This window comes from Thermococcus thioreducens, from assembly GCF_002214545.1.
GTDB classification, from domain to species: domain Archaea; phylum Methanobacteriota_B; class Thermococci; order Thermococcales; family Thermococcaceae; genus Thermococcus; species Thermococcus thioreducens.
The window spans coordinates 108,570-126,046 of sequence record NZ_CP015105.1 but is presented as its reverse complement, the minus strand read 5'-3'; the positions used below and the strand labels follow the sequence as shown (position 1 = coordinate 126,046).

The 17,477-nt window shown below is 52.5% G+C and carries 18 protein-coding genes and 1 pseudogene; 7 read left to right on the top strand and 12 right to left on the bottom strand.

Annotated elements, in window-relative coordinates:
• Positions 1-53: 53 nt before the first annotated feature.
• Genes A3L14_RS00630 through A3L14_RS00620 form a run of 3 tightly spaced genes read right to left on the bottom strand, consistent with a single transcriptional unit; the run spans position 54 to position 2,605 of the window.
• Positions 54-1,088 carry a DUF5305 domain-containing protein gene (locus A3L14_RS00630; RefSeq protein WP_055429974.1) on the bottom strand — a complete coding sequence of 345 codons (1,035 nt, stop codon included), beginning with the start codon at positions 1,086-1,088 and terminating at the stop codon, positions 54-56.
• Positions 1,069-1,998, bottom strand: coding sequence for a signal peptidase I (locus A3L14_RS00625; protein ID WP_055429975.1), 930 nt, complete (start codon positions 1,996-1,998; stop codon positions 1,069-1,071). Before A3L14_RS00625 ends, A3L14_RS00630 begins: the two co-directional genes overlap by 20 nt.
• Positions 1,999-2,002: 4 nt before the next feature.
• Positions 2,003-2,605 carry a hypothetical protein gene (locus A3L14_RS00620; protein WP_088886094.1) on the bottom strand — a complete coding sequence of 201 codons (603 nt, stop codon included), beginning with the start codon at positions 2,603-2,605 and terminating at the stop codon, positions 2,003-2,005.
• Between the two features lie 14 nt (positions 2,606-2,619).
• Here A3L14_RS00620 and A3L14_RS11615 point away from each other — a divergent pair, with 14 nt between their 5' ends.
• On the top strand, positions 2,620-3,009 hold the full coding sequence (locus A3L14_RS11615) for a hypothetical protein (RefSeq protein ID WP_143597798.1): 390 nt from the start codon (positions 2,620-2,622) through the stop codon (positions 3,007-3,009).
• Here the strand turns inward: A3L14_RS11615 and A3L14_RS00610 are convergent.
• The 5 genes from A3L14_RS00610 to A3L14_RS00590 form a co-directional block, all read right to left on the bottom strand.
• Positions 2,975-3,730, bottom strand: a complete 756-nt coding sequence (locus A3L14_RS00610; protein WP_055429978.1) for a SipW-dependent-type signal peptide-containing protein — start codon at positions 3,728-3,730, stop codon at positions 2,975-2,977. The genes A3L14_RS11615 and A3L14_RS00610 overlap by 35 nt on opposite strands.
• Positions 3,731-3,760: 30 nt before the next feature.
• Positions 3,761-4,333: a TasA family protein gene (locus tag A3L14_RS00605; protein WP_055429979.1), complete on the bottom strand. Its 573-nt coding sequence runs from the start codon at positions 4,331-4,333 to the stop codon at positions 3,761-3,763.
• A 152-nt stretch (positions 4,334-4,485) separates the two neighbouring features.
• Positions 4,486-4,761, bottom strand: coding sequence for a winged helix-turn-helix domain-containing protein (locus A3L14_RS00600; RefSeq protein ID WP_055429980.1), 276 nt, complete (start codon positions 4,759-4,761; stop codon positions 4,486-4,488).
• Positions 4,762-5,112: 351 nt separating this feature from the next.
• Positions 5,113-5,376, bottom strand: a complete 264-nt coding sequence (locus A3L14_RS00595; RefSeq protein ID WP_055429981.1) for a hypothetical protein — start codon at positions 5,374-5,376, stop codon at positions 5,113-5,115.
• Positions 5,377-5,511: 135 nt separating this feature from the next.
• Positions 5,512-6,825 (bottom strand): RNA-guided endonuclease InsQ/TnpB family protein, encoded by a 1,314-nt coding sequence (locus A3L14_RS00590; protein WP_055429982.1) that lies wholly within the window; start codon positions 6,823-6,825, stop codon positions 5,512-5,514.
• Between the two features lie 329 nt (positions 6,826-7,154).
• Here A3L14_RS00590 and A3L14_RS00585 point away from each other — a divergent pair.
• The 3 genes and pseudogenes from A3L14_RS00585 to A3L14_RS11995 all read left to right on the top strand — a co-directional run bounded on the left by A3L14_RS00585 (position 7,155) and on the right by A3L14_RS11995 (position 10,724).
• Positions 7,155-8,708 (top strand): annotated as a pseudogene (locus tag A3L14_RS00585) (alanine/glycine:cation symporter family protein).
• Between the two features lie 39 nt (positions 8,709-8,747).
• Positions 8,748-10,130, top strand: a complete 1,383-nt coding sequence (locus A3L14_RS00580) for an acetyl ornithine aminotransferase family protein (RefSeq protein ID WP_055429983.1) — start codon at positions 8,748-8,750, stop codon at positions 10,128-10,130.
• A gap of 471 nt (positions 10,131-10,601) precedes the next feature.
• Positions 10,602-10,724: a hypothetical protein gene (locus tag A3L14_RS11995; protein ID WP_257789384.1), complete on the top strand. Its 123-nt coding sequence runs from the start codon at positions 10,602-10,604 to the stop codon at positions 10,722-10,724.
• Here the strand turns inward: A3L14_RS11995 and hisS are convergent, their stop codons facing one another.
• From hisS to A3L14_RS00560, 4 genes are all read right to left on the bottom strand, one after another.
• Positions 10,725-12,038: a histidine--tRNA ligase gene (gene hisS / locus A3L14_RS00575; RefSeq protein WP_055429984.1), complete on the bottom strand. Its 1,314-nt coding sequence runs from the start codon at positions 12,036-12,038 to the stop codon at positions 10,725-10,727.
• Positions 12,039-12,104: 66 nt separating this feature from the next.
• Positions 12,105-12,719, bottom strand: coding sequence for a MarC family protein (locus A3L14_RS00570; protein ID WP_055429985.1), 615 nt, complete (start codon positions 12,717-12,719; stop codon positions 12,105-12,107).
• A gap of 104 nt (positions 12,720-12,823) precedes the next feature.
• Positions 12,824-13,966 carry a cation:proton antiporter gene (locus A3L14_RS00565; protein ID WP_055429986.1) on the bottom strand — a complete coding sequence of 381 codons (1,143 nt, stop codon included), beginning with the start codon at positions 13,964-13,966 and terminating at the stop codon, positions 12,824-12,826.
• Positions 13,967-13,988: 22 nt separating this feature from the next.
• Entirely contained in the window at positions 13,989-14,534 is a 546-nt protein-coding gene (locus tag A3L14_RS00560; protein ID WP_055429987.1) for a CBS domain-containing protein, read from the bottom strand.
• Between the two features lie 156 nt (positions 14,535-14,690).
• On the opposite strand from A3L14_RS00560, the gene A3L14_RS00555 reads away from it, so the two are divergent.
• The 3 genes from A3L14_RS00555 (at position 14,691) to A3L14_RS00545 (ending at position 17,441) form a co-directional block, all read left to right on the top strand.
• Positions 14,691-16,142, top strand: a complete 1,452-nt coding sequence (locus A3L14_RS00555) for an NAD(P)/FAD-dependent oxidoreductase (RefSeq protein WP_055429988.1) — start codon at positions 14,691-14,693, stop codon at positions 16,140-16,142.
• A 92-nt stretch (positions 16,143-16,234) separates the two neighbouring features.
• The gene (locus tag A3L14_RS00550) at positions 16,235-16,840 is read left to right on the top strand and encodes a DUF257 family protein (protein WP_055429989.1); all 606 of its coding nucleotides are present in this window, start codon (positions 16,235-16,237) and stop codon (positions 16,838-16,840) included.
• On the top strand, positions 16,830-17,441 hold the full coding sequence (locus tag A3L14_RS00545; RefSeq protein WP_088886093.1) for a DUF257 family protein: 612 nt from the start codon (positions 16,830-16,832) through the stop codon (positions 17,439-17,441). Before A3L14_RS00550 ends, A3L14_RS00545 begins: the two co-directional genes overlap by 11 nt.
• Positions 17,442-17,477: the final 36 nt, after the last annotated feature.

Genomic DNA, 17,477 nt, shown 5'->3' with positions numbered 1-17,477 from the left:
CTTACTCCTAAGCCTATCCCACAGTGATGCTAAAAAAGACTTTCGTTTGAACTTCATTTCTCCCCTTTGGTAATCCTTTCCCTGAAGTAGTAAAGCATCCCCCCGTCCAAGAAGAAGTAGACACCTTCGCTGGGGTCGTGGATCACGCGTTTGTTCATGTCTATGGCAGCTTCAACGAGGTCAGCAAGCGAAGCGAGCTCCACCCTCTCAGTGGACAGACGCTCAGGAAGCCTCCCAGAGCTTACCCACTTGGCGAGCTTTTTCTTCTCCCTCTCAAGCTCCATCTCGTTAACGTTGTATGCCGCCGGGTTGAACCTCCAACCCACGGCCACTGCAATCCCCGCGAGAACCGCAGAGAGAGCCGAGAGTGCCAGGAACATGACACGCTTTCCCTGGTTTACGGTTCGGTTTTCTGTAACAGTCTCGGTAAACGCCTGAGTGCCGTTTTTCAGGTCACTCGCGATGCTGTAAAATCCATCATAGGGGAAGCTTATGCTCCCCCGGAACTCCTGGGTACCCTCCACGGGTCTGCCGTTAACGGTGCCGGAGTACCTTATCCTGCCAACGAGCTCAACCCCAACGCTCTCCTTTGGAAGTTTCAGGATGTTTCGGGTGAGCTCTATCCGGTTAAAGATATCACTGATGTTTAGGGACAGGCTGTCCGCGAAGGAACTACCCGTTGAAGTGTTGGAGACCGCCCGGTACGTCTCCTCCACAACCCTCTCCTTGTCATAGGAGAGATAGTAAACAACCTTCAGCTCCCTCTCGAATTCGACGTTGACGTTATCTCCACTCATGTTAAAGTGAAGTTCCACCTCTGCTGTGGGCATTATGGACAGGGGGTATATCGGCAGTACAACTTTTCTTCCAACGTCCCATATAGGGTTGGGTTGAACTACAACGCCCATCCCTTCAATCCCGCCAGACCAGAGGTACAGGGTTCTGGTGACCGTAATCTCCTTGGTAACCGTTGTCGGAGTCGTGATGTACGCATAACCAAAAACCGCCGCCAGAAGCAGAAAGATTACGGTTAGAGGCACCCAGTACCGTTTTATCCGGGAGAGCAGGTTATATTCCCAGAGTTTCATGGTGCCGCCTCCTTACCCGGCTTTTTATATCCGGGAACTCCCTCACCCACAGAGGGAACGTTACGAGCGTCAGCAGGAGGGATATTATAACGTTCAGCGATTTAAGTATAAAAGGATTAACCTCGTATGCCTTGACCAGCCACATTACGGGGAGGACTGAGTTAACGGCAAGTTCGTAGTCCCCGGCGTACGTTTTACCGGGAGGCAGATAGACGTAGTCGGGTACGCCGTTTCTGAGCAGGAGAACCGGAAGCGTGCCCGTATTAACGACACCCCGGGGTGTTGCCTCTATCGCTGGGTGGAGCATCATAGTAAGCACAGCCATGGAGATAAAGAATATCCCAACGGCCCGCAGAGGCAGCACCTCCTCTACAGTCCTCGACCTCCAGAGTTTCAGCTTCTCTTCCCTTCTCTCCATTTTTGGAGAGTATCCCCTAAGGTACGAGAGCTCGCTGTACAGGACTATGAGCCCGGGGAAGACTATGAGAAGGAAATACACCGCGAGTTTGACTGTCCTGTTGGGATTGTGCCTTGTAAGGTATCCCAGATAGGGAATCGAGAAGACAGCCCTCCCAACGACATTCTCAGGGGGAACCAGGAATGGATCGAGATCCTCGTTGTTGTCACCCTTGGTCTGAAAGTATCTGTGGCTCCCGTTCGTGACCACATCAACGACCCTGTGTGTGACCAGTGTTTTTTCGTCTTTGGCATCAGGGGGGTGGAACGCTATGACGTCTCCGATTCCCACTGTGCTGGGATCAACTATTTCAATTACAACCATGTCTCCCGGGTTGAAGAGGGGTTGCATGCTTCCGCTGAGAACAACGAGAAGGTCAAGATTCCCCAAAGCGGGAAGGAGGATAAGGGCTGGTACAAGGAAAACCAACAGTATGAGATATTTTACCCTCATGGGGCTACACCCACTTAAACTCAATGGACGGGACGAAATAGGTTTCCTCGACGTGGTCGTTAAGGACAAAGGTTATCTCAAAGGCGGCCGAGACTATCGAGCCAAACTCAAGCTCAAGAGTATGAATCCCGCCCCCCAGCGTCACCCCAATCCCGATCCGGGCGGGGGAGGTGGAGTTAACATTAAACGTCATGTTATCTATCTTCAAGTAGTTAAGCCTTCCGCCACCCCACCATTTCACGACGACTCCCTTAAGAACGACGTCCCTACCTTTGTTGTCAATGTATATCCCGCTGAGAACTGCCTCACTGCATATTCTTCTGAAGCACTGGGGAGCATGCTCCAAGATACTAGGATCGTTTTTTGCGGTGGATATTACTCCACCCACCTCAGAGACATCCGAACTGCCGCCGTGATGACAGCAGGGGGCGTGGCAAAGAAAGGTGAGCGTCGCATTTTCATAAAAGACGGCGACGCTGGAGGGCGGGATAGCGGCGGCCAGTTCGGCGGGGATGGGCTCTGTGTCTGGGAAAAAGGAAAAAGATGCCTGGGGAATGTAGAGAGAAAAAAGTGCTACAGCAAAGGGAATAAGCATGAGCCTCTTCATTTTACCTCACCACCATGTCTGACAGCAGTAAAAGTGACACCGCAACGATCACCGCAATAAGTGACAGCTTACTCACCAGTTCGACCCCGCTGAGAATCTGCGAGTACGATACCTGGGTCGAAGCCAAGCGATTCAACAGGACACTTGCCGAGTTTACCACAGAGTTGTTTGAAACATCTATCAGGGGTATATCAACGGAAGCCGTACTGGTATTCAAAGGTGCGGGCGTTCGGGTCTCCCCATCTATAAGAAGGATTGGGTTGGAATCCGTAACATGGCTGGCCCCATACATCATCGTTGTGTACACCAGGAACCCCATGAGAACAAAAAGAAAGATGATGGAGAGCGACCTCATCGGCCTTCAACCTCTCAGGGGAGTATTACCTGAACTCCTCCGGGACTGAGGACTGTCTGAGACGAGTCTTGAGCCATTCCAACGTGCACTATAAGCTCGCAGACATCCCCCTGCCAGTCGTTCTGGGGATAGCCCATTTCCCTGACCTGAAGTGCCATTTGGAAAGTCGTGTAGTGTGTGCCATCAGGAGCACCACCGTTCAAAGCGGGAGGTGCGTAAAGACCTCTGATGACCTGTTTAGATAGATCATAGAGGGTAATGTACCCATCGCCATCAATGTCTGTGAGGTATGTGCCATCGTAGTGGTATCCACTGAGGTCGATGTAAACAAGGTTGAGGGTGGGGTTTGAGTTGGAGGGGCTCTCGCTGTACTTCATTGAAAGTACCAGTATCTCCTTCAGCCACTCCCCTATTCCCGTCAGGTTGGTATCTGACTCCGGCCCTGCAATCTGGCCATCGACGAGGTTACCGTTGTTGTCCTCGTAACACTTAAGTTCAAATACGATTTCAATGTGATCGGCCTCAACGCTCCCATTGTTGTATATCCTAATATCTCCCTCTTCTTGGACATTGATCCCGGGGTAAGCGTTGTAAAGGGTCCACTGGGCATCTGCACTTGTGGTGGTATCAGTCAGATACAAGTCGAAAGTACCCGCCTGTACAGAATTTCCCGTGCTGGTCTCGGTGTCCTGATAGACCGCCCACGTGCCGTAGCCGGTCCCTGTCAACACAAGGCCGATGAGGAGTAAAGCCACTGCAAAGCTCCGCATCACTGTCACCCCTTTAAAGAATTAAACCGGTCACGGAGAGTAACCGCTCTGCATTAGCTTGAACTCTACATCAATAGTAACCTCGTCGCCCTGAATCTCATTCCCCACTGTCGTTGGTATGTATACTTCGATCTTTATGTGGGCCATACTGCCCGCGGTCAAGCTCCCAAGAGAGTAGTAACCCTGGCTTGCCCACCATGAAAGTGTCTGGTTGTCTAAGAGAGTTCCATCAACATAAACCGCAACGTAGAGGTTGTCGTCCAAAACTGCATCATCAGGGGATCCTTCGGCCTCTGGGTTGTCCCCTCCGCTTTCTGTGTAGGTTACTTTCATGTAGAGATCCCCATCAATAGTTCCAAAGTTCTTGGCGTAGAAGTCAAGCCAGTCACCCCATCCAGGGTAAACATTCGTGACAGTGTAGCTGGGTATGCTAGGATCATCATACCACGTGCTTGCTCCATCTCCAAGCTTAAGGTCGAGCGTTCCAGCCGCGATGTAGTTGCCGGTGCTGGTCTCGGTGTCGCTGAAGTAGGCCCAGGTTCCTGCTCCGGCTCCCATCAGTACCATTCCCACCAAAACCAAGCTCAGCAGAGCACCCTTCATTTCCGAACACCTCCAGAGGAGCCCCATTATGCCAGGGGCATTAGTGGCTATCTATTTTCACGTATTTAAGGAAGAAGAAACGTTTTTTCGTAGTGAAATTACGGAACGATGTTACGGAACATGATTAAGTTGATTTGAAGAGTTAATTTAAGTCAGAGGACACTTTCCAGGCGGAACAGCTCATCTAACTCCCTGGCAATAACAACAAATTCCCTCAGAAATTCCTGGCCCTTTTCAGTAGCCCTGTAAATCTTCCTGTTGTTCTCAACAACCTCCACGAGGTAGCCCTTCCGAAGGAGATACCTTATGTAGCCACTCGCCAGCTTAAAGTTCAGGTTTGCCCTGTAGACTATCTGGGTTTTGGTTGCACCGGTGCCATTAGCAGAGCGCAGTATATCAGCTATTATTTCGACCTTTGACCTCCTCACAGCAATCACCTCAACACAGTTGAGATAAGATTCCAATCCCAGATTAGACACAAAACAGATTGTACCATCATTGTTGAACCGTTTAGATTAATTTATTATATTATTTAAGCTTTGCGTATATTGTAACGATTTGAGTGTTTTCCAGCTAAGTACATTCCAAATGAATATACATATTGTGGAAAATATAACAGCAACTCCCCAACATAGCTTAACTTGCATCTTGTATTACAAAAACGGCAATACTGTAACTAGATAACTAAACAATATTCCCTTAGCTCGGATGGGACTTTGTAGTTATTCCAATGAATTACAGTGGTGCTAACATGGGGCAAAATTGGATAACGCCAGTCATCACTTTTCAGGGTCATCCTCGTCAAGGAGGATTATTGGGAACTTGGCCTTCTTCAGCAGTTCGACCATTCTCCTGTAGGTCCTCCTTTGAACCTCAAGCTTGTGTCTCAAACTGGCGTTCTCTATGGCGAGTCTGTTGGCCTCATCAACCTTCAGGTTGAGTTGCATGCGGAGTTCGATTATCTCTTCCTCCAGCTCCCGAATTGAACGTTCGAGACGTTCAATCTCCTCCAGATACTCACGGCAGAGGTGCTCCCTTATCATTGCGGTCAGCCCCGCGAAACCTCCTCACCGATCAGGGGGCTCCAGACTCATCATCCCTGCAGAGGTTAGCCATTGGAGGTTAATAACGTTATCCAGACTGACCTCCTCCCGGCTGAGGGCGAGGGTTCCAACGGGTTAACCCCTCGCCACTGGCGGGGAGGTTTGAGGGGTTCTCATTAGGGAACCCGTTAGAACGGGTTCTTCGAACCCCTCTGGCCGGGTCTCCGGCCAGTTACCCCTACCCCCCATAAGAGCAGGAAGGCTCGGGGTTATGAGTTTCACCACCTTCTTCAAAATATTAAAAGCTCCCACAAGGTCAGCGTTCATAACAGCGCCCACCCTGTGGCACTTAAACAAACCCCTGAAAATTCTCCCGTTAGAATTGCGCTGGCCACAGAGAGGGCAGGATTGAGAAGTGAAAGCCTCATCAACAACCAAAACCTGAATACCATACTCCTCAGCAACCTCAGTTAAGCGTTTGATGACGTAATTAAACCGCCAAACGTGAGAGAGAATGAAATTCTGCCTTTTGCCCTTATCAGAGTTCCTTGCAATACCCTTCGGGTAACCAACTACAATTCTTGAAACGCCGAGCTCATAAAGCCTTCTAACAGTTTGCCTAACTGCGGTATTGATGTAATGCCTCGCTTGGAGTTTAGCCCTCTCGTGTATTCTCTTGAGCTTCCTGCTCGTTTTAGCTCCTGACTTGTTAAGTTTTGACTGATACTCAGCAATCTTCCTCCGCCAGTAAAAATCAATGCTTTTGAGTGGCCTTCCATTAACCAGAAAACTCTCACCGTTTTCAACATAAACGGCCATCAAATTGTTCACTCCCAAGTCAATTCCGGCAGAGAGGTTTCCCCTTGGCTTTCTCGGAACGCTTACCCATTCCCCACTTTCAAGCTTCTCCTCTACCGTAAAGCTAATGTGGGCATACCACTTCCGCCTAACGTCATCATAGGCGATTTCTAAGCGTCCTTGCTTGCCCTTCAAGTGTATTCTGCCCTTGAACTGGATTTTGAGTTTCCCAAACTTGCCGAGACGTCTCAATTCAATAACGTTCCCATCAATCTGATACTGGTCGTTCCTAAGGGGGATTACAAAGAGTTTTTTACCATTCTTTTCCTTGACGAATTTTGGTGGTTTCGGTTTAAACCATTCGGGCAGTTCACCCTTCTTTTTCTTCCTGTTGAGGGAGAAGAAAGAACGCCACGCTTCAGCGTTCTTTCTGGCCAGTTGTTGAACTGTTGAGCCACCAATCCAGTTTTTGAACTCGTGGTAGGCTTCTTTTTCAGTTGTTGAAAAGTCTATTTTGCCGAATTCTTTGAATTGTTTGAGCCTCCGGTAGTTGAGTTTGTTCCAGATTATTGCTGAAGCGTAAGCTAATTCAAAAAGGATTTTCTTTTGTTCCTTCGAGGGCTGGAGTTTGACCGCTACTGCCCGCTTCATTCTAAGGTATAGTATGCGTTTTATACTTTAAAAGAGTGTTGCTTTCCTGCTTAATGATTAATTTGCATGACACCGTACCCCGCCCTGAAGGGCGAGGCTTGAAAAAGAGAAAAGTCAAGAGCCCCCACCGGATGCCCTCCACTGCAGTCATTCCAATTTTACAAACACAATTGAAAGTGCGCCAAATACATGACATTTTATCCAATTATATTTCACAAACCTTAAAACCTATGATGTTCATAACCATTAACGTTAAAGTACACTAACGTCAGTAAACGTGGCATAAGGCATCTACATGCACTAGAATGAACTTATATGGGGGTGCTTCAATGGGCATGTTGGTGGACTTTATCAACTGGCTGGACGGAGAAGTCTGGGGCCTGCCGATGATAGTACTGCTGGTGGGCACCGGGCTCTTCCTGACAATAATACTGAAGGCGATTCAGTTCCGCCGCCTCGGGTGGTCCATAAGGTTCACCCTCTTTGAGGGCAGGAAAAAGACCGGCGAAGGTGACATTACACCGTTCCAGGCTCTGATGGCAACGATCTCCGGAACCGTCGGTATCGGGAACATCGCCGGTGTCGCAACGGCCATCCACTACGGTGGCCCAGGTGCGCTGTTCTGGATGTGGGTCACGGCGCTCGTGGGAATGGCCACCAGGTACTCGGAGGGCCTCCTCGGTGTCGCCTTCAGGGACAAACTGCCAGACGGCACCATGATAGGCGGAACCTTCAACTTCCTGGAGAAGGGCTTCGCCATGGAGAACATTCCCAAGACCGGCAAGTATCTTGCATCGATATTTACCCTGCTGTTTGCGCTCTTCGTTGGAAAGTCTGCAATGAGCTTCACAGGGGCGCTCCAGGTAGGAGCAATAATAGTTGCAGTCCTCTTTGCGATACTCGGACTGTTCCTCCTCAAGGACGACGCCTACCCGACTCTCGGGAAGGTGCTGGCGATACTCTTCGCGCTCTTCGCGGCCATAGCGGCCTTCGGTATCGGAAACATGACCTAGTCCAACTCGGTCGCAGATGCCGTCAACACCGCATTCAACGTCCCAACGTGGGTATCCGGAGCAATACTGGCGATCCTGACTTTCATAGTCGTTATAGGCGGTATCAAGAGGATCGGTGAAGTTGCCGAGATGCTCGTGCCCTTCATGGCAATAGTCTACTTCCTCTTCGCCATAGGCGTCTGGGTTAAATTTGCAGGAAAGCTCCCAAGTGCGTTTGCTTTGATATTCCAGGATGCGTTCACAGGGAGAGCAGTGGCAGGCGGCGCGATAGGCCAGGTAATCCTTTGGGGCGTCAAGAGGGGGCTGTTCTCCAACGAAGCTGGATTGGGTACCGCAACGCTCGCACACGCGGCAGCAAAGACGGACCATCCATCAAGGCAGGCACACGTTGCAATGCTTGGCCCCTTCATCGACACCCTGATAATCTGTACCCTCACCGGCGTCTCCATAGTCGTTACGGAGGCCTACAGCCTGTACCCCGACCTCAACGGCGCACCGCTCACCCAGGCTGCCTTCGCAGCGGCTTTCGGGCATGCTGGAGAAATAATGGTTGCAATAGGCATCGTACTCTTCGCCTACTCTACGATACTTGCCTGGTCGTTCTACGGCAGGCAGAACGTCATGTACCTCGCAAAGTGGCTTGAGCAGGACCCGGAGAAGTTCGCAAGGCTCTATCCGAGGCTTCACCTCGTCTACAACCTGCTCTTCGTTGTCTTCATCTACGTCGGTGCCGTAACAAAGCTGGAGACTGTCTGGACGTTCTCCGACATGATGAACGGACTGATGGCAATACCCAACCTCATAGGCCTGCTCGTGCTGTTCTGGTTCGTCAGAGAAAAGACCGACGAGTTCGTTGCGGCCAACCCGTGACCTTTTCGTTTTTCCCTTTAACATTTCGGGGCGGTAGTTATGTCTTCTGAGCATCCGAGAATAATTGTCACTCCTCCAGGCCCAAAGGCCAGAAAGCTGATAGAGAGGGAAAAGAGAGTCATCTCGCCGGGCCTCGGCGTTAAGCTCTTCCCCGTTGTCCCGGAGAGGGGCTACGGGGCACTGATAGAGGACGTCGACGGCAACGTGTTCATAGACTTCCTAGCCGGAGCGGCCGCTGCATCGACCGGCTACGCACATCCACGGCTTGTGAGAGAAGTCCAGGAACAGGTCTCCAGGATACAGCACTCAATGATAGGCTACACCTACAGCAGGAGGGCAATCGAAGTGGCCGAGATGCTGGCTGAAAAGGCCCCAATTGAGAACTCCCTGATTCTGTTCGGACTGAGCGGGAGCGACGCGATGGATTTAACCATGCAGACGGCGAGGTTTGCAACGAAAAAACCTTGGATAATATCCTTCATCGGCGCCTACCACGGGCAGACCTATGGGGCAACATCGATAGCGGCATTTCAGAGCTCCCAGAAGAGAAGACTGTCACCCCTGATTCCCAACGTAGTCTGGGTGCCCTATCCCAACCCCTACCGGAACGTCTGGGGGGTAGACGGCTACGAAGAGCCCGACGAGCTGATAAACCGCTTCCTCGACTACCTTGAAAGCTACATCTTTGCCCATGTGGTTCCCCCAGATGAGACGGCCGTTCTCATAGCCGAACCGATACAGGGGGATGCCGGAATAGTCGTGCCCCCGGAGAACTTCTTCATTGAGCTCAGGAAACTCCTCGATGAGCATGGAATCCTGCTCGCCATGGACGAGGTGCAGACGGGAATCGGAAGGACAGGGAAGTGGTTCGCGAGCGAGTGGTTCGGGGTTGAGCCAGACCTGCTCGCGTTTGGCAAGGGCGTTGCCAGCGGTATGGGACTCAGCGGCGTCATCGGGAGAGGGGAACTGATGGAAGGGCTTACGAGCGGCTCGGCACTCCTCACGCCGGCAGCCAATCCCGTCATCTCTGCGGCCGCATACGCCACGCTGAGAATAATTGAAGAGGAGAGGCTCCTCGAAAACGCTCTGGAAGTGGGCACGTTCATTCAGAAACGCCTGAGGGAGATGCAGGAGGATTACGATGTAATAGGCGACGTCCGCGGAAGGGGGCTTATGATAGGGGCGGAGATAGTCAAGCCTGACGGAAAGCCGGACCCGGAGCTGACAGGAAAGATATGCTGGCGCGCCTTCGAGCTGGGCCTCATCCTGCCGAGCTACGGAATGTTCGGAAACGTTGTCAGGATAACGCCGCCGCTGGTGATAACCAGGGAGCTGGCTGAGAGGGGCCTTGAGATAATGGAAGAGGCCCTGAAAGACGCACTGGCGGGAAAAGTCACCCACAGGGTCGTGACGTGGCATTGAGTGCCCCATGGCTCTTTTTAATATTTCTTCATCCGCTAACCCTTTAAGCTGTGTTTCAGATATTACATTTTTCTTTTGAAAGCCTCGCCGTTCACGGAGGGGATGCAGTATTCTTGAGTCAGCCATTCAAATTACCGAAAGCCTTTTAAGTTTTGGAGTGGTAAGGACTCTGAAAGAGTCCTTTGACGGGTAGTCCTCTTAGAGGGCTTTCACCGTGTCCCCTGCAAAAGCAGGGGAGGACGCTGGCAGGCGTCCTTCGAAAACTGCCCTCTTGGGCAGTTAGAGTTTGGGAGGGGCTTTGAAGCGATAACCCTGATCCGCTTTGCCGGTAGGGGTAACGGGCCCAAGACCGGGCCTGCGGGCTGAACTGAAAGGGGCGACCCGAGTAAGTGATGGGCCCGCGAACCGAACCGCCAACGGCGAGGGTTGAACCCCCTTCACGGCGGGGGAGAGGTCAGCCTGGGGCCAGAGATGTTCGAGTCGCTGAAAAGAGCCTACTGGAAATGGCGCTCCCGCTGTCCGTTCGTGAGGAAAATCGAGGAATGGAGAATGAGGAGAAAGGCAAGGGAGTTCAGGGTGGAGGTGAAAAGGTAATCAACCCCTCAACATCCCTGCGAGGACATCCACAACCTTCTCCTTTTCCACAGCCCTCTGCTCGCCGCTCTCCATGTCCCTTATTGTTACCTTGCCCTCCGCGAGGTCTTTCCTTCCGACGAGGACGACGTAGGGGACGCCCAGCCTTCCGGCGTAGTCCAGGGCCTTCCTCAGCTTCCTTCCGGTCAGCTCGTAGTCGGCCTTAACTCGGGCCCTTCTGAGGGAGGACGTTATCTCGATGGCAGCCCTTTTGAGCTCCGGCTCCTTTCCGATTGGAATCACGTAGACGTCGGGCCTTAGCTTTGGCTCCGGAATGAGGCCCTTCCACTCGAGGATCGGGATGAGCCTTTCGATGCCTATGGCAAAGCCCGTTGCTGGAGTCGGCTTGCCTCCAAAGACCTCGATGAGGTTGTCGTACCTCCCACCGCCGCCTATCGAGCCTATGCCGAGGTCGTTGGGAGCGATGGCCTCGAAGACTATGCTCGTGTAGTAGTCAAAGCCCCTCGCTATGCCGAGGTCTATGAGGATCTTCTCCTTCACGCCGTATGCATCGAGGAGGTCGACCAGCTCGTAGAGCCTCTTGATTTCTGCCTTTGCCCCTTCACTCGTAAAGAGCTCCTCTGCCTTGGGGAGCACATCATCAGGTTTCCCTTTGATCTCGATCAGCGAGAGAACCTTCTCAACCCCATCATCGTCAAGCCCAAACTCCTTCAATGCCCCAACGAAGTCCTCCCTGCTCATCTTGTCCTTCTTGTCTATGAGCCTCATCAAACCTACATCGTCCTCGACGCCGAGCATCCTGGCGAACTCGTCGAGGAGAACGCGGTCGCCTATGTTGACCGTGAAGTCCTCAAGGCCTGTGGCGAGGTAGCTCTCAACGAAGAGCGCTATCACTTCAGCATCGGCCTCCACCTTATCGCTTCCGAGGAGCTCAACGCCCGCCTGCCAGAACTCCCTATAGCGGCCGCTCTGGGGTTCCTCATACCTGAACATGTTGGCCATGTAGTACCACTTTATCGGCTTGGGCGCGTTCTGGAAGGAGTTGACGTAGAGCCGGGCCACGCTCGACGTCATGTCCGGGCGGAGTGAGATGTTCCTGCCACCCTTGTCGTCAAAGGCGTAGAGCTGTTCCACAACTTCTTCCCCGCTCCTCAGCTGAAAGAGCGTGGTGTACTCAAAGGTCGGCGTGAGAACCTCATGAAAGTTATAGCGTTCGAAGACCTCGCGGATTCTCTCAAACACCCATCTCCTCCTGGCCATTTCCTCCGGGAGGAGATCTCGCGTTCCTTTGACCCTCTCAAGTCTGACTTTCATCTTCAACCCTCCTTTTCCTGGGAAAAGCGGAAGGGGTTAAAAGGTTAGCCCAGGAGTTTTTGACGTTTATCCAGCAGACGTCATGAGCAGGTATATTCCAACGACGCCCTGCACCATCATCTGCGCCCCAATCGCCATCGTGAACATACCTATTATCCTTATGAAGACACCAAGGGTTGTCTTGCTGACGTTCTTGATGACGTAAAGGGTTATGAACATGGTGAGCGCCGTGAGGAGTATGGCGATGAATATCGCGGCAGTCGCGTGGTAGAGACCCTTCTCAGCCGTCAGGGTTATGGCGGTTGTTATAGCAGCTGGGCCCGCTATAAGCGGTGTCGCAACAGGAACTGCCGCAAGAGCGAGTATGTTCTTCTCCTTTTTGAGGGTCATCATGCCCCCGCTCTCAAGGGCCTCAAGGCCGATCTTGAAGAGCACGAAGCCGCCGGCGACGCGGAGGGCGTTTATGTCGATGTGGAATATCTGCTGGAGGATTATCTGTCCAGAAACCGCGAAGAGGAACAGCAGGAGAAAGCCTATGAGGTTGGCCCTCACGATAAGGGTTCTTATGTCCTCTATATGGAAGTCCTCCCTCAGGAGGCTGACCAGGAGTATCTTATCGCTCGGGTCTATCATGATGAGCATGAAGAGCGCCGAACTGAGTATCGAGAGCACCTCACTCATGTTCGCCACTGCGGTGAGGCGTTTATAAACCTATGCCCTAAAGTGTGCATAGCGATGACGAGACCGGCACTGCCTGAGCCGTGATGAGCACTCGGTTGGCCGAGCTAACCCTTTGAGAAGACGACCTTCAAGAGGGGAGGCGTCACGAGCGTCGTCGCCATTACCATCGCTATCGCTATGGAGAAGCTCTGCTGGCTAAGAACCCCCTCAGCCAGGCCTATGTTGGCCATTATCAGGCCAACCTCCATTCTTGGAATCATTCCAACACCTATCTGGAGGGACTCATGGGGGTTAAACTTCGAGAGGATTCCGCCGATCCCACAGCCGATGACCTTGCCGGCTATCGCCAGGAGGGAGTATATGAACGCAAATGTTCCAGCGGCAAAGACGACATGGGCGTCAGTTTCGGCGCCGACTCCGACCAGAAAGACGGGTATGAAGAAGGCATAGCCGAGGGTAACCACCTTGTCGGTTATCTTTCTGGCGTCCTCACTCCCAGCAACGAGGATACCCGCCAGGTAGGCTCCGGTTATTGCCGCTATCTGGAAGTACTCCGCTAGGTAAGCAAAGACCAGCATGACGACAAGGGCAACGGTGGTAACCGTTTCGGGCAGGTTTATTCTATGGGAGCCCCGGAGAACCCTCTTAACAATCCCCCTACCGAGGAGATAGCTGAAGAAGAAAAACGCGGCTATCTCAACGAGGAGTATGGCTATGTCCTGGGTGTAGACAGTTCCTTTGGTGTTCATTCCAACGAGTATCGTGAGTATGATTATGCCCAGTATATCGTCGACAACGGCCGCCGCCAGAATCGCCGCCCCAACGCGCGTTCTGAGACGCTTCATCTCCATGAGGACGCTGGCGGTCAGGCTGACGCTCGTGGCCGTCATGACGCCGCCGAGGAAAAGGGCCTCCATCCTCGGATAGCCCCATCCAATGGCCACAAGGTAACCGAAGACAAAGGGGAGGGCAACCCCGAGGGAAGCGATAACAAAGGCGGGAAGTCCGACACGCCTGAACTCCTCCATGTCGGTTTCGAGGCCTGCCAGAAAGAGCAGCATTATGACGCCGAGGTCGGATATAAGCCTTACACCTTCCCCGTATTTGACAAAATCCAGGAGGCTAGGGCCGAGAAGGATTCCCCCCACTATCTGGCCAAGAGCAGCCGGAAAGCCCAGCCTGCTGCTTATGTATCCCCCCAGCTTGGCCGTCACCAGTATCACCGCAAGCTCCAGGAAGACGTCCATGCTCCCACCTGATTGGAGGTTGTCAAAGCGAGACTATGCGGATGAGCCGGATTATGTCCTTCACCTCAAGCAGCCCATGAACGCGGCCCTTTTCATCAACCACCGGGAGGTGGTGCTTCCCCGTTTCGAGCATAATCCTTATGGCATGGCCCAGGTTATCATTGATGCTTATGGTTATGGGCTTCGTCACCATGATGTCCCTGACGTAGGTCGCCCTCGTGACTGAATACTTTTTGAGGAGGCCGAATCCCACTATTGAATGCCTCCTTGGGACGTCAAAGAAATGGAGCACGTCCTTCATCGTTACAAAACCAATGAGGTATCCCGAGTCATCAACGACCACAGCGGAGCTCTCCTCATCACCCATGCCCTCTATAAGGGCGATGAGGGAGTCGCTGGGTTTAACCTTCAGGAAATCCCTGTCCATGACGACACTGACGGGAACCTTCGAGATGTACCTGATGTTGTGGCTCAGTTCTTCCTTCCTCTTAAGCTGGAGGAGCCTCCTCTTGCTGTGGATTATCTTTATCTTCTTCGCCTTGGCGTTTTTAGATTTCTCCCCCGGCATGATCCCACTGAAAACCGTAGTGCCCAATTCTGTTTAAAGGTTTCGGGGAGTGATTACCATATTTCTGTCGAAATTTGGCACATAAAAAGAGTAAATTAACCAAAAACTTGCCAAAAAGTTTTTAAGGGATTGCCCATAAACCCCGGCAAGGGAAATATGGTTTCTGGGAAAACCTACGATGTCGTGGTAATCGGCGCCGGCCCGGCGGGACTTTTTGCGGCCTACGAGCTGGCGGAAAGGAGCGATTTTAAGGTTTTGGTAATCGACGAGGGTGGAGACATCGACCAGAGGATATGCCCAATGTACGAGCTCGGCTACTGCATAGGCTGCCAGCCCTGCCATATAATGAGCGGTGTCGGCGGGGCAGGCGGCCTAAGCGACGGCACGATAAACCTCCGCCCGGACATCGGCGGTGACTTAAGCGAACTTACTGGGGACGAGAACTACGCCTGGCAGCTCGTCTGGGAGGTAGACAGGATTTTCCTCAGGCACAAAGCGCCGAAGAACCTCTTCAAGGGCAACCCCGACCAGGTCAGGTATTGGGAGCAGAGGGCGGCACAGGCCGGAGTAAAGTTCATCCCGATAATCCAGAGGCACATAGGCTCGGACAGGACGCCCGGGGTTATCTCGGACATAAAGCGCCACCTCGAAGGCAAGGGCGTTGAGTTCCTCCTCTGGACGAAGGCCCTGGAATTCAGGCAGGGACGGGTGAAGGTAAAGAGGGGAAAGGACATCTTCGACATAAACACCCGCTACATAATCGTCGCCCCCGGACGGGGAGGGGCGGACTGGTTCCACGAGGTGGCAGGGAGGATAGCCCTCAGAGCAAGGCACGGGCCGATCGACGTCGGCGTTCGTGTTGAGGTGCCCGCGATAATCATGGAGCCCATAACGAGCATAAACCATGACCCCAAGTTCCACATATACACCGACACCTACGACGACTTCGTGAGAACCTTCTGCACCAACCCGAACGGCTTCGTGGTTGAGGAGCGCTACGACGGCTACGTTGGAGTAAACGGACACTCAATGCACGAGAAGAAGAGCAACAACACCAACTTCGCATTCCTGACGAGGATAGAGCTCACCGAACCGGTCGAGGACACCACCGCCTACGGGAGGAGCATAGCCCAGCTGGCGACGACGATAGGTGGCGGAAAGCCCATACTCCAGAGGCTCGGCGACCTGAGGCGCGGGAGGAGGAGCACATGGGCGCGCATAAGGAGGAGCGACGTCGAGCCGACGCTGAAGCACGTTACTCCAGGAGACATAGCGATGGCCCTGCCGCATCGCGTTGTCACCAACATCCTGGAGGGTCTGGAGAAGCTCGATAAAGTTCTGCCCGGAGTCGCCAGCGGCCACACCCTGCTCTACGCGCCCGAGATCAAGTACTACGCCATGAAGGTCGAGGTTGATGAGAACCTTGAGACGAGCATCGAGGGCATCTTCGCCGCCGGCGACGGGGCAGGTTTGAGCCGGGACATAGTGAACGCAGCGGCGACAGGATTGCTCGCCGCGAGGGGCATACTCAAGAAGGAGGGCCTCTACACGGAGAAGGACTTCAGGGAACCGGGTAACTGGAAGGCGAAGATAGAGAGCCTCGTCTGACCCATTATTTCCCTACAAAGATGCACCCCAACAACCATATGATACAAAAAGCATATTAGGTTCGAAGTTCATATATCCACCTAGTGAGAGCCATGAGAGACGTCATAAAGAAACTTCTCTCCACTCAAGATGGCATTGCGCTCGTGGAGTACGAAGCAAAGGACCATCCGGAGCTGATATTTTATGAAATAGTAAAGGGCTGGAAAGACATGGGGATTGAGCCCCTGATAGTGGACATATGGGACACCCTGCACATATTCATCCAGAACCTCAGATTTGCGGGCATTGAGCTCGAAATTGGCGAAGTTCCGGTGATAAAAGAGAAGGGTATAGTTATGAGGGGCAATGTGCTTGGTAGGGTTGATATTATAGAGGACTTTGAACACCATCTTGCAATATACGGGCAGGTTGCAAAGAACGTTCCCGAGAGAAGCAGGAACCACACCATAGTTCTGGGCATGGAGAAGTTTTCATTCACCTTTCTCGACAATCCAGCAAAGCTCGAAAGGTACTTTGAGACCGTAACCCGGAGATACTTACCTATTGAGGGTAAGATGAACTTCCTGTTCCTGAACACAAGCATAGCTTCGGAATACCTGACAAAAGGCCTGGAACAGGACTCTGATTATGTTTTAAGGGTCTCAGGAAGGACAGTTAAGCTCATCAAGCATCCCGGGGTGGGAGAAAATGAAATTTAAAGAGTACATCAAAACTATACAGCCAGGGGAGAGCGTGCTCATAGAGCACACTTCCCTTTCCAAACATCCACTGCTGTTCTACGCCATCGGCGAGACCTGCGGATGGAATCGAGTGTTGATCGTGGATGTAATTGATTCGGTTCTGCCCATACTGCGGTGGCTGAGACTCTCTGGGCTTCAAGTTCCAAAGGACACACCCCGGGTAAAGGCGGGGGGGGTTTCCAAGTGGGGCAGGCTGCTCCTTGAGGGCGACCCACACAAAGACCCGGGGATATTCCTGAGCAAGTTTACCCAGAAGCTAAAGGAATACTACTTAAAAAACCCCGGAACGGTAACGGTAATACTGAATCCCGAGAGGATGATACCCCTCCAGGGCAACAACAGGCGCTTCATCCTGTCCCTGGCTAACCTAGCATCAGCGTTCCTTGGGAATTCCACGAGAACGACGTTTTATTTTGTTAACTACGAGATGGTTGAAAGGATGTATCTGGCCCTTCTTGAGGAGGCGTTTACACGCGTCCTCATCGTCAAAAATGAGGGGAGGGTTCTAATAGCCAAGTCCCCCCATCTGGAAGAGGAGGGCATGAGCCTGGAGATATAACCGCGTTGGGGATTAAGATTAAAAGGCCACCACCTC

Bases quoted from the DNA above. Each gene is read 5' to 3' on its own strand.
- A3L14_RS00620 (WP_088886094.1), bottom strand. From the start codon at position 2,605: ATGAAGAGGCTCATGCTTATTCCCTTTGCTGTAGCACTTTTTTCTCTC.
- A3L14_RS00580 (WP_055429983.1), top strand. From the start codon at position 8,748: ATGTCTTCTGAGCATCCGAGAATAATTGTCACTCCTCCAGGCCCAAAG.
- A3L14_RS00550 (WP_055429989.1), top strand. From the start codon at position 16,235: ATGAGAGACGTCATAAAGAAACTTCTCTCCACTCAAGATGGCATTGCG.
- A3L14_RS00595 (WP_055429981.1), bottom strand. From the start codon at position 5,376: ATGATAAGGGAGCACCTCTGCCGTGAGTATCTGGAGGAGATTGAACGT.
- A3L14_RS00625 (WP_055429975.1), bottom strand. From the start codon at position 1,998: ATGAGGGTAAAATATCTCATACTGTTGGTTTTCCTTGTACCAGCCCTT.
- A3L14_RS00605 (WP_055429979.1), bottom strand. From the start codon at position 4,333: ATGAAGGGTGCTCTGCTGAGCTTGGTTTTGGTGGGAATGGTACTGATG.
- A3L14_RS11995 (WP_257789384.1), top strand. From the start codon at position 10,602: ATGTTCGAGTCGCTGAAAAGAGCCTACTGGAAATGGCGCTCCCGCTGT.
- A3L14_RS00570 (WP_055429985.1), bottom strand. From the start codon at position 12,719: ATGAGTGAGGTGCTCTCGATACTCAGTTCGGCGCTCTTCATGCTCATC.
- hisS (WP_055429984.1), bottom strand. From the start codon at position 12,038: ATGAAAGTCAGACTTGAGAGGGTCAAAGGAACGCGAGATCTCCTCCCG.
- A3L14_RS00630 (WP_055429974.1), bottom strand. From the start codon at position 1,088: ATGAAACTCTGGGAATATAACCTGCTCTCCCGGATAAAACGGTACTGG.
- A3L14_RS00610 (WP_055429978.1), bottom strand. From the start codon at position 3,730: ATGCGGAGCTTTGCAGTGGCTTTACTCCTCATCGGCCTTGTGTTGACA.
- A3L14_RS00590 (WP_055429982.1), bottom strand. From the start codon at position 6,825: ATGAAGCGGGCAGTAGCGGTCAAACTCCAGCCCTCGAAGGAACAAAAG.
- A3L14_RS00545 (WP_088886093.1), top strand. From the start codon at position 16,830: ATGAAATTTAAAGAGTACATCAAAACTATACAGCCAGGGGAGAGCGTG.
- A3L14_RS11615 (WP_143597798.1), top strand. From the start codon at position 2,620: ATGTCTGACAGCAGTAAAAGTGACACCGCAACGATCACCGCAATAAGT.
- A3L14_RS00560 (WP_055429987.1), bottom strand. From the start codon at position 14,534: ATGCCGGGGGAGAAATCTAAAAACGCCAAGGCGAAGAAGATAAAGATA.
- A3L14_RS00555 (WP_055429988.1), top strand. From the start codon at position 14,691: ATGGTTTCTGGGAAAACCTACGATGTCGTGGTAATCGGCGCCGGCCCG.
- A3L14_RS00565 (WP_055429986.1), bottom strand. From the start codon at position 13,966: ATGGACGTCTTCCTGGAGCTTGCGGTGATACTGGTGACGGCCAAGCTG.